General features: G+C 41.5%; 16 protein-coding genes. 9 read left to right on the top strand and 7 right to left on the bottom strand.

Features of this window, described 5'->3' with window-relative positions:
- Positions 1 to 4 precede the first annotated feature (4 nt).
- A complete protein-coding gene (locus PSI06_RS00635; RefSeq protein ID WP_273603429.1) occupies positions 5 to 1,072 on the top strand; it encodes a phosphotransferase enzyme family protein in 1,068 nt (355 codons plus the stop codon).
- A gap of 154 nt (positions 1,073 to 1,226) precedes the next feature.
- Here PSI06_RS00635 and PSI06_RS00630 read toward each other — a convergent pair whose 3' ends face one another.
- The 3 genes from PSI06_RS00630 to pmbA all read right to left on the bottom strand — a co-directional run bounded on the left by PSI06_RS00630 (position 1,227) and on the right by pmbA (position 5,502).
- Complete coding sequence (locus PSI06_RS00630; RefSeq protein WP_004589318.1) at positions 1,227 to 3,302, bottom strand: M13 family metallopeptidase; 2,076 nt, start codon at positions 3,300 to 3,302, stop codon at positions 1,227 to 1,229.
- A gap of 250 nt (positions 3,303 to 3,552) precedes the next feature.
- Positions 3,553 to 4,035: a DUF721 domain-containing protein gene (locus PSI06_RS00625; RefSeq protein WP_004589317.1), complete on the bottom strand. Its 483-nt coding sequence runs from the start codon at positions 4,033 to 4,035 to the stop codon at positions 3,553 to 3,555.
- 117 nt (positions 4,036 to 4,152) lie between these two features.
- Positions 4,153 to 5,502, bottom strand: coding sequence for a metalloprotease PmbA (pmbA, locus tag PSI06_RS00620; protein ID WP_029773391.1), 1,350 nt, complete (start codon positions 5,500 to 5,502; stop codon positions 4,153 to 4,155).
- Positions 5,503 to 5,646: 144 nt separating this feature from the next.
- On the opposite strand from pmbA, the gene yjgA reads away from it, so the two are divergent.
- The 3 genes from yjgA (at position 5,647) to PSI06_RS00605 (ending at position 9,167) form a co-directional block, all read left to right on the top strand.
- Complete coding sequence (gene yjgA / locus PSI06_RS00615) at positions 5,647 to 6,180, top strand: ribosome biogenesis factor YjgA (protein WP_004589315.1); 534 nt, start codon at positions 5,647 to 5,649, stop codon at positions 6,178 to 6,180.
- A gap of 112 nt (positions 6,181 to 6,292) precedes the next feature.
- Positions 6,293 to 7,666 (top strand): oxygen-independent coproporphyrinogen III oxidase, encoded by a 1,374-nt coding sequence (gene hemN, locus PSI06_RS00610; protein ID WP_004589314.1) that lies wholly within the window; start codon positions 6,293 to 6,295, stop codon positions 7,664 to 7,666.
- Positions 7,667 to 7,838: 172 nt separating this feature from the next.
- Positions 7,839 to 9,167 carry an IS4 family transposase gene (locus PSI06_RS00605; protein ID WP_273604968.1) on the top strand — a complete coding sequence of 443 codons (1,329 nt, stop codon included), beginning with the start codon at positions 7,839 to 7,841 and terminating at the stop codon, positions 9,165 to 9,167.
- Positions 9,168 to 9,560: 393 nt separating this feature from the next.
- On the opposite strand, the gene PSI06_RS00595 is transcribed toward PSI06_RS00605, so the two are convergent.
- A complete protein-coding gene (locus PSI06_RS00595) occupies positions 9,561 to 11,819 on the bottom strand; it encodes a sensor domain-containing protein (protein ID WP_273602908.1) in 2,259 nt (752 codons plus the stop codon).
- Positions 11,820 to 11,874: 55 nt separating this feature from the next.
- Positions 11,875 to 14,598: an insulinase family protein gene (locus PSI06_RS00590; RefSeq protein WP_273602909.1), complete on the bottom strand. Its 2,724-nt coding sequence runs from the start codon at positions 14,596 to 14,598 to the stop codon at positions 11,875 to 11,877.
- A gap of 183 nt (positions 14,599 to 14,781) precedes the next feature.
- On the opposite strand from PSI06_RS00590, the gene sixA reads away from it, so the two are divergent.
- Positions 14,782 to 15,252: a phosphohistidine phosphatase SixA gene (gene sixA / locus PSI06_RS00585; protein ID WP_004587298.1), complete on the top strand. Its 471-nt coding sequence runs from the start codon at positions 14,782 to 14,784 to the stop codon at positions 15,250 to 15,252.
- Positions 15,253 to 15,267: 15 nt separating this feature from the next.
- Complete coding sequence (locus tag PSI06_RS00580; protein ID WP_004587297.1) at positions 15,268 to 15,618, top strand: RidA family protein; 351 nt, start codon at positions 15,268 to 15,270, stop codon at positions 15,616 to 15,618.
- Positions 15,619 to 15,624: 6 nt separating this feature from the next.
- Here PSI06_RS00580 and PSI06_RS00575 read toward each other — a convergent pair whose 3' ends face one another.
- Both PSI06_RS00575 and smrB read right to left on the bottom strand, forming a co-directional pair.
- Positions 15,625 to 16,557 (bottom strand): AEC family transporter, encoded by a 933-nt coding sequence (locus PSI06_RS00575; protein ID WP_273602910.1) that lies wholly within the window; start codon positions 16,555 to 16,557, stop codon positions 15,625 to 15,627.
- Positions 16,558 to 16,572: 15 nt separating this feature from the next.
- Positions 16,573 to 17,130, bottom strand: coding sequence for an endonuclease SmrB (smrB, locus tag PSI06_RS00570; RefSeq protein ID WP_024031888.1), 558 nt, complete (start codon positions 17,128 to 17,130; stop codon positions 16,573 to 16,575).
- Between the two features lie 151 nt (positions 17,131 to 17,281).
- On the opposite strand from smrB, the gene prmB reads away from it, so the two are divergent.
- The 3 genes from prmB to PSI06_RS00555 all read left to right on the top strand — a co-directional run bounded on the left by prmB (position 17,282) and on the right by PSI06_RS00555 (position 19,870).
- A complete protein-coding gene (gene prmB, locus PSI06_RS00565; protein ID WP_273602911.1) occupies positions 17,282 to 18,217 on the top strand; it encodes a 50S ribosomal protein L3 N(5)-glutamine methyltransferase in 936 nt (311 codons plus the stop codon).
- 58 nt (positions 18,218 to 18,275) lie between these two features.
- Positions 18,276 to 19,373, top strand: coding sequence for a chorismate synthase (gene aroC / locus PSI06_RS00560; RefSeq protein WP_273602912.1), 1,098 nt, complete (start codon positions 18,276 to 18,278; stop codon positions 19,371 to 19,373).
- 119 nt (positions 19,374 to 19,492) lie between these two features.
- On the top strand, positions 19,493 to 19,870 hold the full coding sequence (locus PSI06_RS00555) for a DUF4112 domain-containing protein (RefSeq protein ID WP_024031891.1): 378 nt from the start codon (positions 19,493 to 19,495) through the stop codon (positions 19,868 to 19,870).
- The last annotated feature ends 66 nt before the right edge of the window (positions 19,871 to 19,936 follow it).

Genomic DNA, 19,936 nt, shown 5'->3' with positions numbered 1-19,936 from the left:
GTACATGAATACAGCAATACAAAATAAATTAAGTGAGCTATTAGCGCTAAACCCTGAGCTTACTCAGGTGAGCTCTTTAGGCAGCGGACATATAAACACCACGTGGCTGTTAACTAATGCTGCGCAGCAATTTGTTGTTCAAAAGCTCAATACTTATGTATTTAAAAATCCAGCACAACTGGTTAATAACGCACAGTTAATTGAGCAGCACCTAAGCGCTAAACAACAAGCAAATACTTACCCGCTCGACATTGTTAAGCATATAAGTACTTGCCAAGGTGAATACCTTATTACAATTAACAACGCGTACTACCGTGTGCTTAATTTTATTAGCCAAAGTATTAGCGAAGATGTGGTTACAGAGCCCCATCACGCGCAGCAAGCCGCATTTGCATTTGGCACCTTTACACGTGCCTTGCTCGATTTTAACGCATCAAGCCTCTACCCTGTTATTACTGACTTTCATAACTTAGCTATGCGCTTTGAGCAGCTTAATACAGCTATTAGCACCGCCACTAAAGAGCGGCTGCAGCAGTGTAAAAACGACATTGACTACTGCATTGCACAACAGCATTTAGTAAAAGAGCTCGCTGACGTAACAGCCGATTTGCCCACCCGGGTGTGCCACAACGACACTAAAATAAATAATATGCTGTATTGCAGCAATACATATAAAGCAAAAGCAGTTATCGATTTAGATACGTGTATGGCAGGCTTTTTATTGTATGACTTTGGAGACATGGTGCGCACATTTTGCTGCGCTGAGCCAGAAGATTCGATTAATCTTGATAAAGTGGTTATTCGCAAAGAGGTATTTACTGCGCTTGTTAAAGGCTACCTTGCCCCCCTTAAATCGGCTATTAGCAACAAAGAGCAAGCAAGTTTGCTGCTTGGCGCTAAAGTTATGCCGTTAATGCTCAGTGTGCGGTTTTTAACTGATTACTTAAATAACGACGTGTACTTTAAAACCACCCATGCAGAACATAATTTAGAACGTGCGCAAAACCAGCTTGCTTTGTATAAAAATATTTTAAGTAATCAAAGCTGGATGCACAAAACACTCATGCAGTAGCCCTGAATTAAGTATTATTGCGCATTGGTATTAGTACTCAGTATTTAAATATAAAAAAGCCAGTAAGCTAAACACTTACTGGCTTTTATTTATCAACCTAAATGCGGGGTAATTTATCTCTTAACCAGATTCAGGTTAACTAACAGGCTATCAATTACCAAATTTTTACGCGGTCTTCTGGTTTGATATACATTTTGTCGCCTTCTTTTACGTCAAACGCTTGGTAAAACTCAGGCATGTTCGACAAGATACCGATAACACGGTAGTGACTTGGTGAATGCGGGTCTGTCATTAAGCGGTTACGTAGCTCTTCATCGCGGTACTTACGACGCCAAATTTGTGACCAACCCATAAAGAAACGCTGATCGCCGGTGTAGCCATCAATAACGGGCGCTTTGTTCTCACCTAACGATAATTGATACGCCTTATAAGCCACCGTTAAACCACCTAGGTCGCCAATGTTTTCGCCAAGGGTAAGCTCGCCGTTAACACCCGCATCTTCAAATGGTTTATATTCGTTGTATTGCGCTACTAACGCGCCGGTACGCTCTTCAAACTGTTTAAGGTCAGACTCACTCCACCAGTTACGTAAGTTACCGTCACCATCGTATTTAGCACCTTGGTCGTCAAAACCGTGACCTAGCTCGTGGCCAATTACTGCGCCAATTGCACCGTAGTTTACAGCGTCATCGGCTTCTAAATTAAAGAACGGTGGCTGTAAAATAGCAGCTGGGAATACAATTTCGTTATTTACAGGATTGTAGTAAGCATTAACTGTTTGTGGCGTCATGTGCCACTCAGAGCGGTCCACTGGCTTGCCTAATTTAGCAATCATGTCGCTATAAGCCCACTGACTGTAACGTATGTAGTTACCCACTAATTCATCAGGGTTAATGCTCAGCTGTGAGTAGTCTTTCCACTTATCTGGGTAGCCAATTTTTGGGGTAAATTTGTTTAGCTTTTCTTGGGCTGCAAGCTTGGTTTCAGGGCTCATCCACTCAAGGTTTTCAATTGCAACGCCGTAACCTTTAATAACGTTATCTACCAGCTCTTCCATACGTGCTTTTGCTTCAGGCGGGAAGTTATCTTTTACGTATACTTTACCTAAAATTTCGCCAAGTACGCTGTTAGATGCATCAACCGCTTTTTTCCAAAGTGGCGCTTGCTCTTTTACGCCGCGTAATGTGGTGCTGTAAAAATCAAATTTAAGATCAACCAAGTCAGTGCTCAGTAACTGCGCGTAACCACTTACAAAATGAAACTTTAAGTAGTTTTTCCACGTTGCTAAATCTGTTTCTTTGTACACATCAGCAAACCCTTCTAAGTAGCTTGGCTGACGTACAATAATGTCTGAGGTATCTACCCCAGCACTATTGAAAAATGCAGCTAAATCAAAGTCGCCTGTTAGCTTATTTGCCTCAGCTACAGTCATTTTATTGTATGACTTAGTTGCATCACGGCTTTGTACTCGGCTCCATTGCGCCTCAGCTAAAGCGCTTTCAAATGCGATAACGCTTTTCGCAGCATCAGCGGCATTTTCAACGCCAGATTTAGCTAAAATATCGGTTATGTATTGCTCGTAAGATGCGCGAATTTTAGTAAATTTTTCATCATCTTTTAAGTAATAATCACGATCAGGTAAGCCAAGTCCAGATTGCGATAAGTACAGCGCGTATTCACTTGAATTTTTAGCGTCGTTATTTACAAACCAGCCAAATGGTAAGCTCGCACCTTGCTGTTGAATTTTAGCCATTAAAGGAGCAAGATCAGCTTTTGAATCTAGGCTATCAATGGTATTAAGTGAAGGTTGTAAAGGTGTAATACCTAACTCATCACGTGTGTCTTTATCCATGTAGCTTTTGTAAAAAGCGCCAATTTTGTACTCATCGCTGCCTTTTTTAGCACTGCTATTATTAGCGGCACTTTCAAGCGCTGTTTTCATCGCTTTTTGCGACTCGTCGTATAACTGTGTAAACGAGCCGTAGTTCGATTTATCGCCAGGGATCTCTGTTTTAGCAAGCCACTGTCCATTCACATGGTAATAAAAGTCATCTTGTGCACGAACCGACTCATCCATATTGGCAAGGTTTACACCTAGCTCAAGCGTTTTTTCTGCCGGTGCTGTAACGGCAGCGGTGTCGGCCACTTGCGCTTCTTGTTGTTTTTCACCGCAACCTACTAGGCCCAGTGCAAGTGCGATACTTGCAGCGGTAATAGTTACTTTTTTCATAATTATTCCGTTTGTTAGTAAAGAATAAAATATCTATTTCATTAAACTATTGCATGCCAGAGAAAAAATAAAAGCGCCCTGCGATGCTTTCACTTAATGAAATTAATATTTAGGCGGTTAAAACAACACGCCGAATTTGTATGATAAACCCCATTAAAGAAACAATAAAATAGAATATGTAACAAAGTATTTTCTATGAGACGAGGTAACAAAATAGCCCTACCAACAACCATAATCGCGCTTTTGGGAGTTATTTTTTACCATGGCGAGCAAGGCGCTCTAGCTTTTCTTTCAGCGAAGGTGGCGCTGATGCGGCAATGGCATTAAGGTAATCTGAAGTTTGCTGGCTCATTTTTCTTGAATTGCCAGGTGCTTTACCTGCGGGGCCGGGTTTATCTGCAGTTGGGCTTAAGCGCGCTGTTGCTTGAGGGTTTGCAACAATTTTAATTTGTCCGAGCTCTGCCATGCCTGCCGCTCTAAAATGCGACTGCATATCCATTTTTAAATAATTAAGTTTAAGGGCAATTGCCGCCGATACAGCTTCAATCATCAACGTGCCATCGCGGTAATTACTCACACGGCATTTTTCAGCAAGCTTTGGGCCTAAAAACTCTTTAAGCAACACCTGTTGCTTATCAAGCGCTTGGCTTTTACCTGCATAGGCCGATAAGCGATTATTAAGGCCTGCCATAATGTCAGTCAGGGGTTTTGGTGCGTACCTATCTTTAGCCATTCAACACCTCAAAAATTTAAATAAAGCACGTTTAAGCCAAGCGTTTAAATGCTCGGCTTTAATATGTGCTTTTATATTATACCAATTCGCTTAATTAAGTATTATTGCTAATTGCTATTAAGCGCCTGCTATTTGCATTTGCTCTATAAGTACTGAGCCGGTTTGAATGCCGCCTCTGCGCTCAATATCGCCCCCTATGGCCGAAATACCTTTAAACATGTCTTTTAAATTTCCGGCAATGGTAATTTCACTAACAGGGTACTGAATTTCACCGTTTTCTACCCAAAAACCAGCTGCTCCACGCGAGTAGTCACCCGTAACGGTGTTTACGCCTTGCCCCATCAGCTCGGTAACTAATAAGCCTGTTCCCATGGTTTTTAATAAAGCCGATAAATCGTTGTGCGTTTGCTCAACTAACCAGTTATGAATACCGCCTGCATGGCCTGTTGGAGCCATATTTAGTTTACGCGCTGCATAACTTGCTAATAAGTACGTTTGCAGCTCACCGCCTTGAATAATTTCACGGTCAATCGTTTTTACCCCTTCGCTATCAAAAGGCGACGACGCTAATCCTTTTAATATATGAGGACGCTCAGCAATATTAACGCTCTTACTAAATACTTGAGTGCCTAGGCTGTCGAGTAAAAAGCTCGATTTACGATAAAGCGCCCCGCCGCCAATTGCCGACACTAAATGGCCAAACAATGAGTTGGCAATATCGGCTCTAAAAATAACAGGGACTTTCATAGTACCCAGCTTTTGGCTATTTAGTTTAGCCAGAGTTTCGGTGGCGGCTTCTAGGCCTACCGCAGCAGCGTCGTTAAGTCCGCCCTGATCGCGAGCAACAGTATAAGCAGAGTCGCGCTGCATGTGCTCGCCTTCTTTGCCTATTACCATCGTGCTAATGCTGTGGCGCGTACGTGGAAAACCAGCAATTAAACCATGGCTATTACCATACACACGTAAGCCTTGGTGCGATGAAAAACTTGCACCATCTGAATTAACAATACGCTCATCAGCATTTAAAGCGGCTTGCTCTGCAGCGTGACATAGCTCAATACCTTGCTCAGGGCTTACATCCCACGGGTGATATAAATCAAGGTCCTTAGGGGCAAACTCGAGTAGTTCTTTATCGGCAATACCATTAAAAGGGTCGTCTGAGGTAAATTTGGCAATATCAATGGCTTTTTCTACTACCGTGCGCAGTGTTTTTGGGTTTAGATCAGCAGTAGACGCCGAGCCCTTATTATTCCCTACATAAACACTGATACCTAAACCACCATCTTGATTAAACTCTATGGTTTCTACTTCACCCATGCGTGTGCTTACCGATAAACCCGATGTACTAGACATAGCAGCTTCTGCGGCAGTGGCACCCAATTTTTTAGCATGCTCGAGCACTTCAGCTACGGCATCTTTTACTTGAGAGATTTGAGAATAAATTGGATCGTGTTGTTGGCTTTTCATAAATTAAGTCCTGAGCCTTAAGGCAATATTGCACGCATTTCTTATCTTTAAATGCTAACACACTCACTGCACCACATCAGCTAATATTAATCACTAAAAGAATCGCGTATAATGGCAAAAGTTATTTTTACTTAAGAGCACCCCATGGCGAAGAAAAAAGGCAAGCCTGCTGAAATTGAAGAAGAAATTATTTACGTATCAAAAAGTGAACTAAAGCGCGACGCGCAAGAGTTTCATCAGTTAGGTTCTGAAATTGCTAAAATGGGGAAAAAGCAACGCGAACGCTTACCACTCAATGACGATTTGAAAGCAGCCATGGTAGTTGCTGATAAAATCAGTAATAAAAGCGATGCGTACCGCCGCCACTTAAATTACATTGCTAAAACGCTACGCACAGTAGAAAACGTTGAAGAAATTAAAGCCATTATTGACGTAATGCTTAATAAAAATAACCAAGCTGAGGTTTTAATTAAAAAAATTGAGCAATTACGTACTGACTTAATTGAGCAAGGCGATGATTTAATTAACGAAACTATTGAGCAATACCCAACCCTTGAGCGCCAAAAAATGCGCCAATTGGTACGCAACGCCGCTAAAGAAGTTAAAGCTGAAAAGCCAGGCAAAGGCTATAAAGAATTGTTTCAATACTTAAAAGATGCCCACAACATAACGTATTAACAAAAAATACTCTTTTAAAAAGGTGCTTAGGCACCTTTTTTGTTGTAGATCAAAACCCCTCCCTTAAAAGCTTTTTATACTCAACACCTCATTAATACATAAGGTGCGCGTGATGATAAAGCTTCCAAAATGGGATCAAACTCTTATAAATAAGTATAACGTGTCAGGGCCCCGCTATACCTCCTACCCTACCGCTTTATCTTTAAGCGAGGGGTATCAGCAACAAGACCTTGTTAGCGCTATAAAATCATCATCTAGTCGCTCACTTTCTTTGTATATTCATATCCCATTTTGCAGTGAGCTTTGCTATTACTGCGGATGTAACAAGGTGATCACACGCCATCAGTCTAAAGCCGATGTATATTTAGATTATTTAACAAAAGAAATAGCAGCACATGCCCCTTTATTTAAACACTACACAGTGGAGCAATTGCATTTAGGGGGTGGTACGCCAACCTTTTTGACTGTAAAGCAAATGACGCGCTTAATTAACTTATTAGAGCAGCACTTTCACTTTACCCGCAACACTGAGCGAGGCATTGAAATAGACCCACGTTCCCTTGCTAAAGATATGCTTATACACTTACGGGTTTTAGGCTTTAACCGCGTATCCTTTGGTATTCAAGATTTTAACGATGAGGTACAGCAAGCGGTTAACCGCACTCAGCAAGTAGATACCGTTAAAGCACTGATAACCCAAGCCCGCGAGCTTGGCTTTAAGTCTATAAATGCAGATATGATTTATGGCCTACCTAAACAAACACCCCAAAGCTTTGAAAAAACAATAGCGCAATTAATTGCCTTATGCCCAGACAGAGTCTCTGTATTTAATTACGCACATTTACCAGAGCGCTTTGCAGCGCAACGTAAAATAAAAGAGGCTGACTTACCCAGTGCCCACGACAAGCTAACCATGTTTAAAAACACCTTGGCGCAAATGACCTTTGCAGGCTATCAGTTTATTGGTATGGATCATTTTGCAAAAGCCGACAACGAACTTGCAGTCGCACAAAATAAAGGGCAGTTACATCGCAACTTTCAGGGCTATACTACTCACGGTAATTGCGACTTATTAGGTTTAGGGGTCTCGTCTATTTCGCAAATTGGCACGGCCATTTTACAAAACCAAAAAGTGCTTAAGCATTATTATCACGAAATAGAAACGCAAGCCGGCAGTGCTATACATAAAGGAATGCATTTAACGCACGATGATGTAATACGCGCGGAGGCTATTAAATCACTTATTTGCCAGTTTGAATTAGACACGCACGCATTTGCGAAAAAGCATTCTATACATTTTAATGAGTATTTTGCGGATGCGCTGTTAGCGCTAAAGCCTTTAATAGACGATGACATGGTGCATATAAACGATAAGGTAATACGCGTCACGCCTCGCGGAAATCTATTTATTCGTATTATATGTATGTGCTTTGATGCTCACTTACAAAAGCAAATAAGTAAAACCCGTTTCTCACGAGTGATTTAATTAGTATACCAATTCGCTTATCACGTTTGAGGTGGTAAAAACGTGTCGATAAGCAGGCATAAAAAAAGCAGACCTGAGTCTAATGCCGATCAGTTAAGAGATATTTTAATGATCGGTTGACCGATCTTTTATAGATGTAAGAATCCGATGAGCATTTGCCATCGGATTTTTTATGAATATTAAAACAGCTTTAGACACCGCATTTAATACCAGCACCCAATTTCATTCATTTGAAAAACTCTCATCACTTCTAGATCCATCTATTATTGTTGAGGCTTTTGTTGAAGCGGGAGTCGCAACCGTCAGAAAGCGTCGCTTACCTCTTGAACCTGTGATGTGGTGCGTAATGGGGATGAGTCTTTTTAGGCAAGAGTCAGTGTGGAATATTGCGACTAAGATGGATATTGCACTTCCAGGTAAAGCACCGCTTGTTGCACCCAGTGCGATGGTTCAGGCTCGACAGCGCCTAGGAACCAACGCTGTCGAACAATCCTTTAAGAAGATGGCTAAGCATTGGTATCAACAAGGTAAATTCGAAACATGGAATGGACTAAATTTACTCGGTGTCGATGGGGTTGTGTGGAGAACGACTGATACTGCTCAAAACCGTGAAAAGTATGGCTCTGGTAGTACTCAGTATGGCCACACGGCATTTCCTCAAATCCGCATGGTGTGCCAAATGGAGCTGACAAGCCACCAACTCATTAATAGCGCGTTTGATAAATACAAATCGAATGAAATGGTGCTAGCAGAGCAGCTAATTAGCGATACGCCTAATCATTCACTGACCCTGTTTGACCGTGGTTTTTATTCCTTAGGCTTACTCCATCAATGGCAACTCGCTGGAGAAGAGAGGCACTGGATGATACCGGCAAGAAAAGGGCTCCAATTTGATGTAATAAAAAGTTATAGCCGTGTAGATAAACAGGTAAGGCTGAGAGCCACACCACAAGCGAGAAAAAAGTTCCCCGAGCTGCCGGAGGAGATTGAGGCGCGGCTAATTACGAAAAAAGTGAAAGGAAAAGAGTGCCGAATTCTTACATCGCTTACCGATGTCATGCGTTACCCCAGTGACGAAATTGTAGACTTATACAGTCACCGCTGGGAAATTGAGTTAGGGTATCGTGAAATGAAACAAACGCTACTGAACAGTGAATACACGCTTAGAAGCAAACGCCCAGACATGGTTGAGCAAGAATTGTGGGGATTACTGCTTGCTTACAACTTGATAAGAGTGGCTATGACCGAAGCGGCTACACGTAAAGGTATCTGGCCAAATCAGCTAAGCTTCAGTGGGTGCTCAAGCGCGGTTGTGGCATTCTTACTTACAACGGGACTTACAAGCCCAGGAAAACTCCCTGTGCTGTATGAGAACCTTATCAATCAGCTAACTTATTACGAGCTTCCGACGAGGCGGGAAGATAGATTTTACCCTCGAAGGGTCAAACCCAAACCAAGTAAATACCCCACCAAAAAGAAAAATACCAGTCAGCTTAACTGACTGGCATTAGGCGCTATGCCGGCTTTTTTTATGGCTAAATTTTTAAACTAGGTAATAGTAATCTGCATCAATACTTAATTTATATGCACTGATAGCTAAATGGCGACTCATTGGCTTATTAAGCCTGCTGCTTTAAAAGTGTGTTATTTGCCGTTAAAATGCGCGGCTTTGCTTTTGAGCTCAGTTGGGGTGATGTTTGCTTTTCGTTTTTATTAATGCTCTATGTGCTTTGGCCATTTATGTTCAAGCGATTAAAAAAGGTATGCCAATTAAACGGTGGATTTTATTAGGGGCGCTAATCGGACCTGGCGCATGGTGCTTATTTGGTTTGCATTACAGGCGTGCTTTTATACGCAACGTAGGAGCTGGTGCGTGTATATGGCGCCCGTAACTTTACCTTATTTGCGCTAAATGGTTATTAGCACTAATAAGGCTTGGCGTAGAGTTGCTTTGTTGCTGTTTCAAAAAGGCCGTAAACTCATCTTTTGAAAGCGGTTTTGAATAGAAGAAGCCTTGTACGGTTTCACAATTTAGCGTTTTGAGTATGTCAATTTGGCTTGCTTGCTCCACACCTTCAGCAACCACATGTAAATCGAGGTTTTGCGCAATTGTCACGATAGAGTCAACCATGTTGCGGCCTCGTTCGGTTTTCATGTCATCAATAAATGCTTTGTCTACTTTTAAGGTATTCAGCGGAAATTGTTTTAAGTACGCTAAAGATGAATAACCTGTACCAAAATCGTCCATGGCTAAATGAATACCACGGGCACTTAGCGAGCGCATAATTGCAATGGCTTCTTGTGGGTCGTCCATTACCGTGCCTTCGGTAATTTCCAGCTCTAAAAAGTAAGAAGGTAGCTCGTTTTTTTGCAATATCACGTCAATACGGGTCGTTAAATCTGGCAAGCTAAACTGCTTAGCCGATAAGTTAACTGCAACTCGGCCGCTAAATAGCCCATCGTCTAGCCATTGTTTTACATCGCGACACGCTTTGTTTAAAACCACTTCACCAATTTCTATTATTTGCCCGGTTTCCTCTGCAATAGGAATAAATACACCGGGGCTAATAACGCCTTTTTTAGGGGTTATAAAGCGCACTAATGCTTCCATTCCGGTAAGTTTACCTGTGCGAATATTCATTTTTGGTTGGTAATACACTTCAAAATGGTTTTCTTTTAGACCAAAGCGCATTAGGTTTTCTATTTGTAAGCGTTTAACCGCTTGGCGGTTCATGGTGTCATTAAAAAACAGGTAACTATTACCTTTCTTTTTAGCATGATACATTGCGGTATCTGCGTTTTTTAATAGCAGCTCTGGGGTACTGCCATCTTCGGGGAATAACACTATGCCTACGCTTGAGGTAATAGCGAGCTCGTGGCCTGCCATTTTAAATGGGGTCGCAATTGCAGCTAAAAATTGCTTTGCCATGCGAGTAATAACATGGATATCATTAGTATCTGCCATAACTAAGGCAAATTCATCACCCCCTAAGCGGTAAAAAACATCATTCTCACGGGTTAATTTATTTAATCGCATAGCCAGTTTTGCTAACAGGCTGTCGCCTAGCTGGTGGCCTAATGAATCATTAATTTTTTTAAAATTATCTAAATCAAATACCAAAAGGGCATGGTGGGTATTTTGTTTTACTAGCTTTTGTAGGTCGGTAAAAAATAAATTTCTGTTAGGTAAACTGGTCGTACGGTCTCTATTTGATAAATTATGCAGTTGCGATTGTGCATTTTTACGTTCGGTTAAATCTGAATAAACCACTACATAGTTTGTTATTTGGTGTTGTTCGTTTTTTATCTCATCAATAGAAATCTCTATGGGCAGTAACACTCGCTCACTATTGCGCAGTTTTACCTCTTGTTGAATTCGCTCCCGCTCTCGTACTATATTTTTAACGTTTTCTGTGTAGCTTTTATCGTAACCAGGTAAATTAAAAGGCTTTTTGAGATATTGCTCTCTAACGCCACCAAAAAGCGTTAAAAAGCTGGGGTTAATATCAACTAAGTTAAAGTTTTTATCATATATAGCAAGTGCATCAGTGAGTGATTCTACACACTTAGCAAATAAATTGAGGCGCTCTTGTGTTGATTTTAACACTGAAATATCACGCACTGTGCCGGTCATTCTCAGTGGCGCTAAGTTGGCATCTTTTTCTATTATTTTTCCGCGGTCTAATACCCAGTGCCAATGGCCAAAGGTGTCTTTAATGCGGTAAGTGGCTTCAAAAAAAGCAGACTTTTGAGCAAAGTGTTTTTTTAATAAATGCTCTACTGAGGCAATATCGTGTGGGTGGATCAAGCTTTTGTTTGGCGGGAAACCCATTAACGTTGTTGAATTCATCATGTATTTATCGTTAATACGAATAACTTCGCCAGTTTTTATATTCCAATCCCAAAGCGTATCGCCACTGCCTTCAACCGTGCTTTTTAAGCGCTTTTCCGAGAGGCTGTGCTGTAACCGAGAGCGCTTTAATTTATAAATTACAAATAATAGGTATGGCAAAGCCAGCGCAAGTAGGGCACTGGCAATAATTAAAACGGTGTTGGTATTTATATTAAAGGCGTGTTCAAAGGCAACCGCTGCGGGTGCTAGGCTTAGCAGCAACCAGTAAAAACCACATTTTATTGTTGTTATTTTTATCATTTGTTTTATTACTACTAATTAACAAATGATAATTTAAATCATGCCACTTACAGAGTCAAAGAGATTGCGAGCAAAGGGGCATTTTTTGCGATTTATTTACTTTTGCGCTACTTAATAACTCATACCTTGGCCTATCTTTAGAAAAAGTAGCTATGGCATAGCTTTTCATTTCTTCTAGGCTGAGGGCGTGCAGTGCCTCTAGCAGGCGTTTTTGCATATGAAAGTCATGATCTTTATTGCCTATTGCAAGCCAAAAGCGCTGTGAGCGTAACCGTAAGTTTTTATCTTTTTCAGCAATATGAGTTGTCAAACCTTGTTTATGCTGCTGCCATGTTGTTTCATCCAGGGAGTCTAGGTTAGCAATAAACTGGCTTACAAAATGATTATGCCTGTGCAGTAGAGTCTGAGCTTCAAATTTTGGTGATTGAATATAAAAAGCAATACCGGCGCGGGTGTTAAATGGGGCATAGCCAGAGCCAACTAAGTAACCTAGCTGTTGTGTGGTTCTCAGCTCGTTAAAATAGTCTTGGTTAATTATATGATTAAGTGCCATTAATTTAACTTTTTCATCCACTTCTGCAGTTTGTGCTTGGTAGTAAATGACCATGGCGTTATCACTGCATGACAGTTCAAGTTCGCAGCGAGTCACTTGGTCTATCTCGTACAGCGGGCGTGTTAAATCCTCAATAGCCGTGGCGTTTTTTAAATGCTCTGCCACTTTTTTATGAAATACCTTCGCGTCTGTTTGTTGCCAATTACCGTGTAAAAACGACTCAACATGTAAGGCTTTAAAAAAGTCGGCTCTAAATTCGTTAAATTGCTGAAAACATGTATTTTTAAGTGCAGTGGCTAACTCATCGGGTTGTGGGTTCCATGGCATTATTTTGGCACCTAACACGCTAAATAATTCACTCACGGGTTTATTTTGGTTGCTGTTACGCCAGTGCCTTACCAGTTGCTTTTTGTATTCGGCAAAGCGGCGTGCGCAAATATCAACATTAAACAGCGCATCAAGTAATTGCTCCACCAACTCTAGCTGACTAGTCGATAGCCCAGCAGTGTGCAACGTAAGCCCGCCTTGATGAGAGGTTAAATGATAACTTAAACCTGCCAATTCTGCGGGGTAAAATTGCTCGCCAACACTGTCCATAAATAAGTCACTAAAAAGGCGCGTTAATGCCATGTGCTTTACATCTTTTACTGCAAAGTGCGACTCCATTGCTAAATAAAAATGACCTTTGGCCACTCTAAAGGTGTTGTCTTGTTTAAACCAAAAGTCAAACCCAGGCTCTTTAACTAACAGTAAAGGCTTGGTTTGAGGTTTTTCGACTTCGTATAACACCACTTCTTTTGTTAAATAGGGGTTTGCTGTGGGCAGCAACATAGTGCTCAGCGGTTTATTTATGTGCGCAAGCGATTCCAGCCAATGCGGCGAAATTGGCTCAACTTTGTAAGGGGTGTTGTACCACGCGGTGGTGTGCTCTGCCTCTACGCCTGGATGTATAAGTACTAAGCGCATATTATGCGGGGTAAGCCATTGCATCGCCATTTCGTGAGTGGCTTTATTAAAGCCCTCCATTAAGTAATCGCCTTGCACATAGTTAGCTTCGTCGTAGTGCTGCATATTAATGCTTAGGTTACTTACCCAATCAATTAAGCGCGATTTTTCTTGGTTATCAAACGCAATTTGTAACAGGTTTTTTTTATCTTGATACAGGCGCGGTAGTTTGTCGGTGTTATCGTTGATTAGGCAAATATACTCAAACACAATTTCTATTATGTCTTCAAAGTATTCAATGCCTTCATCGGTAAGCGCCATGCTAATGTTAAAATCTTTAAAGTTACTGCCATTTATACCGCCGCCGGCAGAAAGTGCGTTAATCCACCCTTGCTCTTTTAAAATAGAGTACAACGAGCCTGCGCCTTCGTAGCCTAGTAAGTGGGCTATAAAGCTGACGGTTTTGTGGCGATAAAAGTCATCGATATTTGGCATAGCAAAACTAATAATGAGTTTTTGCATGTGCTTGTGTGGTTCAATGTGCAGTACTTTGCCAATATCTTGCGCGCGATATAATGGCTCCTCAATAGGGGCTTTAAGCGCACCTTTATGGCCATTAATGCCACTAAAATAACGATGTGTCCACTGCGCGAGTGTATCAAGCGGTTCGTTGGCACAAATTACCAGTGTCATCCACTGCGCTTGATAGTGCTTATTAAAAAAATCTCTTAACTCGTCACTAATGCAGCGCTCTCTATCGGCGAGAGTATGTAAATTACCCACCGAAAATTTAGCAAAGGGGTGGGCTGGATTTACGGTTTCTTTATGAGCCTGATAAATACGACGCCCATCATCTTTTATTTTTAATTTAAACTCAGCCTCTATGGCATTACGTTCTTTTTCGGTTTCAGCTGGGTTTAATAATGGGGCAATAAAAAAACGGCTAAATTGCGCAAGGGCTTTTTCAATGGCTTGGTTATTAATATCAAAGTAATAGCACGTGTGCTCAGTGCCGGTCCAGGCGTTGGTGTTCCCGCCCGATTGAGACACAAAATTATTAAAGCTTCCAGAATCAGGGTATTGGTCGGTACCTAAAAAAAGCATATGCTCTAAAAAGTGTGCAAGGCCTTGCCTGTCAAGGGGATCATCAAAATGGCCAGCGTTAACCGCCATAGAAGCAGCGGCTTTAGTTGAATCTTTATCTTGCACTAATAATACTTTTAGCCCATTGTCGAGTGTAATGGCGCGGTATGCTCTGTTATCATTGCGGCTGATATTCAAATGATGCTCCTGAAACTAGACGTTTACTTGTTAACAACAGATGATAGCTTCAGGACAGCGAAAAAATAGCGAAAAGATTTACCTGAATATCATGAGAGAATTATTCTTTGGAATAATAGTTAATATAGCGGACAAATGGGCAAACTGGCTACTGTTTTATATTCATTAATCGGTTGATTTTTTATGAAAACAATCTTAATTATGCGCCACGGCGAAGCGACACCGATGCAAGCTAACGACGCAGCAAGAAACCTAACTCCGAAAGGCCATGCAGAAGCAGAAAAAATGGGCTTATGGCTACACAAACACTTTTCTGTTGATGCGTTATTGGTAAGTCCTTACTCGCGCGCGCAGCAAACGGCTAAAGAAGTTGAAAAAAACAATGTATTTAAATTTAGTGAAACCTGTAGCGACATAATCCCCGAGGGAAAGCCACAAATAGCAGCTGATTATTTAGAAACACTTATTGCCATGCATCCTCAGTGTAATACCTGGTTAGTGGTCGCCCATATGCCTATTGTGAGCTATATAGTTGATCAGCTCAGCCCGGGTAATATGCCTATTTTTAACACCGCAGCAGTTGCTGTAATTCAGTATGACGAAACATCACAGCGCAGTGAATATGTAAATATTAACGCGCCTGCCAACATATAGAGAAAAGAGATAACAATGAGTATAGAACGCCTTGAAACGGGTGCGCGCATGAGCCGTATAGTTAAACATAATGGTACCGTTTATTTATGCGGACAAGTATGCAGCGATGCAGAGCAAAACATTACAGAGCAAACGCAAACTATGCTCGACAAAGTAGAGGCCTTACTTGAGCAGGCGGGGAGTTCTAAAAAGCATATGCTAAGCGCAACTATTTACGTTAAGAGCATGGAATATTTTGCCGATATGAATGCTGTATGGGATGCATGGGTGCCAGAAGGTTATGCACCAGCACGCGCCTGTGTTGAAGCTAAAATGGCGCGCGATGCGCTATTAGTAGAAATTTCGGTAGTGGCGGCACTTAAATAAGCGATTTTATAAAAGCACTGCAAGCCAAAACGAAAAGCTTACAACACTAAGCACCGTTGAAAGCACCACTGCACCGGCGAGCGTAACTTGATGCGTATTTAATTGGCTTGCAATTAAATACGCATTAACGCCAACAGGCGAGGCGCTTAGCAATACCAGTACGTTACGAATTTGCGTATCTAGTACAAACACCCACGTAGCTGCTACACACACAGCAGCAGGCAAAATCAGTATTTTTAATAGTGAAGAAATAAGGGCCGGCTGCCAATTTGCTGCCACCTTATAAAACACCAAATTAGCGCCTAACACAAATAAAGCACATGCAATAGCAGGGCTGGCGATTAGCTCTAAGGCATTGGCTAAATTCGCAAATAATGTAATTCCCGACACATTTAAAAGTAATCCACAGCCAATACTTAACACTATAGGGTTAAGGACCATGTTTTTAGCAAATTTTGCCCACGAGAAGTCAGCTGTGTTTCCTTTCGCGCCTATTAAATAAGTTAACGCAAAAAGCAGCGTGCTATGAAATGTGATGATCATAAAGGCGATAGCAATCATGTCTTTGCCAAGTGAAGCAATAACAATGGGTATACCCACTAACACCATATTTGAATAACTACCGGCAAGACCAAACACACTATGCTGTTGATAATTTCCAGCATTGGCTTGTTTAGTTAAATAGTACCTATCAATAAGTAAGCCCAAAGCAAATACCGCTAATACAGGAATATAAAAGCTTAAAAATGCTTCTAGGCTAATACTTTGATGCAAATTTATTTGCGACATATTGAGCATTAAAAAGGCGGGTAAGCTCACATAAAAAGTAAATTTACTTAAGCCGGCAATATGCTGCTGATTAAAAAACTTAAAATAACAACAGGTGTAGCCCAGGGCGACAATAAAAATTAAGGGAAAAATAATCGAAAAAATTTGCACGTATTCTTCCTTTAATTAGCGTCTAAACTCATCGCTTTGTGGTAAATCAATTAAAATCAGCACGGCACCGCGCCCGCCATATTCTAGCGGTGCTTGGTGCATGGCAATTACATCGGGGTGCTGTACCAAATACTGCGGTACTTTGTGTTTTAAAACACGCTCGCCAATGCCATGAACTATGCACGCGCAGTAATAATGCTGTTTTTTGCACTCGTGAATAAGTCCCGCAAGTTCATCTTTTGCACGTTCTTTATTAAGCCCGTGCAGGTCGAGTGTTAAATCGGGCGCAAAGTCGCCGCGTCGCAACTGTTTTGCTAAAAAAGAGTCGTGGCCATTTTGCACGTAATTAATGGTGCTATTTGTGTCTATATCGGGAATATATTCGTCAGAGAAGAAAAATTCAGACTCAACCTGTTTTTTTTGCTGGGCAAATTGCTTCGCTTGTGACACCTTAGGTTTTGTATCAAACCTATGGGTATCTTGTTTAAACACCTTAGCGCCTGTAATTGTTTGGCGAAAAAGGTCAATGTCGTCATTGCTTAGGGACGATTGTGATGAGATGTCTTTTTTCATAAATTTTACCTAAACAAAAAAACGTAAAAACGCAGCGCAAAAGGCGGTACAATATAAAGGTGAGGGGCAATTGTAATTTGCTCAGCACAGTTAGGCAATGCAATCGTCGCAAAGACTCAAAACAGTCAGTTAGCTAAAACAGGTAAAAAATATGAGTGATTTACAAATAGAAGAAGCAACACTTGATGAAGCTGTTGCAGAACTGTCAACGTTACATGACTGGTTACGCTGGACTACAAGCCAATTTGCAAGTAGTGGAATATTTTTTGGACATGGCACAGATAACGCGTGGGATGAAGCTGTTAGCTTATTACTGCCTGCACTAAGTTTACCTATTGATGCCCCCAAAGAGTTAATGCATGCGCGGTTAACAAGCACAGAAAAAAACCGCCTAGCAGGGTTAATCGCAGAGCGTATAAACGACTGCACTCCGGTTCCTTATTTAACAAACATTGCTTGGTTTGCGGGCATGCCATTTTATGTTGATGAGCGTGTGCTTATTCCGCGCTCGCCGTTTGCTGAACTTATTGCTAATAAGTTTTCACCGTGGCTTGAACAGCCGCAAAGCGTTAACCGTATTTTAGATTTATGCACAGGCTCTGCTTGTATTGCTATTGCGCTTGCTCAGGCGTTTGAAACGGCGCACGTAGATGCGGTTGATATTTCGTATGAAGCGCTTGAAGTAGCAGATATAAACATAAACGACTATATGCTAAGTGACCGCGTACTGCCTATTCAGTCAGATGTATTTAGTGGTGTACCAGGGCAAAAATATGACCTAATAGTAGCCAACCCACCGTATGTTGATGCTGAGGACATGGCTGATTTACCACGAGAATTTCATCATGAGCCTGAGCTTGGTTTAGCATCTGGGCATGATGGCTTAGACGTTACCCGTACTATTTTAGAGCATGCTAGCAATCATCTAACTGATAACGGTTTGTTATTTGTAGAAGTTGGTAACTCTATGGTACATATGGATGCTTTGTATCCGGGCGCACCATTTGAGTGGGTTGAGTTTGAGCAAGGCGGCTTAGGTGTATTTGTAATAAGCAAAGCGCAGCTTGATACGTATTTTGCAAAATAAATTTTAGGCCGAGCGTATGCTCGGCAACTTTTGTAGTCATTAGGAATGAGGAAAGTTAATGGCAGGTAATAGCATAGGGCAGTTGTTTAAAGTGTCCACCTTTGGTGAGAGCCACGGCGTTGCCCTAGGCGGTGTTGTAGATGGTACTCCCGCAGGCCTTGAGATCACAGAGGCTGACTTACAAATTGATTTAGACCGTCGTAAACCTGGGCAAAGCCGCTATACAACGCAGCGCCGAGAAGACGATCAGATAAAAATTCTTTCAGGCGTTTTTGAAGGTAAAACCACAGGCACAAGCATTGGCTTACTTATCGAAAATACCGATCAGCGCTCAAAAGACTACGGTAAAATTAAAGATGTGTTTCGCCCAGGTCATGGCGATTACACTTACTGGCACAAATACGGCCTGCGCGATTATCGCGGCGGTGGTCGCTCTTCTGCGCGTGAAACCGCAATTCGTGTAGCGGCAGGCGCAATTGCTAAAAAATACTTAAAGCAGTTTCATGGTATTGAAGTAAAAGCATGTTTAAGCCAACTTGGGCCAATAAAAGCCGAAAGTTACGACTGGGATGAAGTTGAAAACAACCTATTCTTTTTCCCTGATGCAAGTAAGCTAGAAGCGCTTGATGAGTACATGCGAGACCTTAAAAAGCAAGGTGACTCAGTGGGCGCTAAAGTAAAAGTAGTGGCTAGCAACGTACCGGTAGGATTAGGTGAGCCTGTATTTGATAGGCTAGATGCTGAGATTGCGCATTCACTAATGAGTATTAATGCCGTTAAAGGTGTAGAAATTGGCGATGGCTTTGATGTGGTAGAGCAAAAAGGCTCAGAGCATCGTGATGAATTAGCCCCAGAAGGCTTTACCTCAAACCACGCGGGTGGCGTACTTGCTGGTATTTCTACAGGGCAAGATATCATCGCTTCAATTGCTCTTAAGCCTACATCAAGTATCACTATTCCAGGTAAAAGCATTAATACTGAAAACGAAGCAGTAGAGATGATCACCAAAGGGCGCCACGATCCGTGCGTTGGTATTCGTGCGATTCCTATTGCTGAGGCAATGATGGCCATTACCTTAATGGACCATTTACTGCGCCAGCGCGGGCAAAACCCACATGTTAACCACGAACATGGACCAATTAACGGCTCTGTTTAACCGTTAATATTTTAAAAAAGCGCGGAGTACCGCGTTTTTTTGTGCCTGTAATTTGCTTTTAAGCCTTTCAGGGGTTGTTCAAGTTTGCGCTATATACTGTTTTAAGGAGGAGAGTAACCATGAACGATAATAAGCACGATAACACACACCTTGAAACCCAAGCTGCTATAGCAAGGCTAGAGCGCTTTAGTAAGCTTACAGACAGCAGCATTGGTATCCCTTTTACTAAATTTAATATTGGCCTAGAGGCTGTGATTGGTTTAATACCCGTTATAGGTGATGCCGCAGGGCTTATTTTATCAAGCTATGTACTGGTAGAGGCGCAGCGTTTAGGCGTAAGTAAACGCATAAAAACGAAGATGATCATTAATATGCTGATTGATTTTGTAGGCGGCTTAGTTCCATTTTTTGGCGATATATTTGATGCTTTTTTTAAAGCCAACACCCGCAATACCCGTTTATTAAAAAAACATTTAAATGCGCAGTTAGCTAATTGATAGTAATACTGTTTATTTTAGAGGCTTTAAATTTAGCATTAAGAATAAAAAACAAAGTGTTGTTGG

The sequence above is a fragment of the Pseudoalteromonas sp. GABNS16E genome, assembly GCF_028598715.1.
Classification (GTDB): domain Bacteria; phylum Pseudomonadota; class Gammaproteobacteria; order Enterobacterales; family Alteromonadaceae; genus Pseudoalteromonas; species Pseudoalteromonas atlantica.
This window is presented reverse-complemented; position numbering and strand designations above follow the sequence as displayed.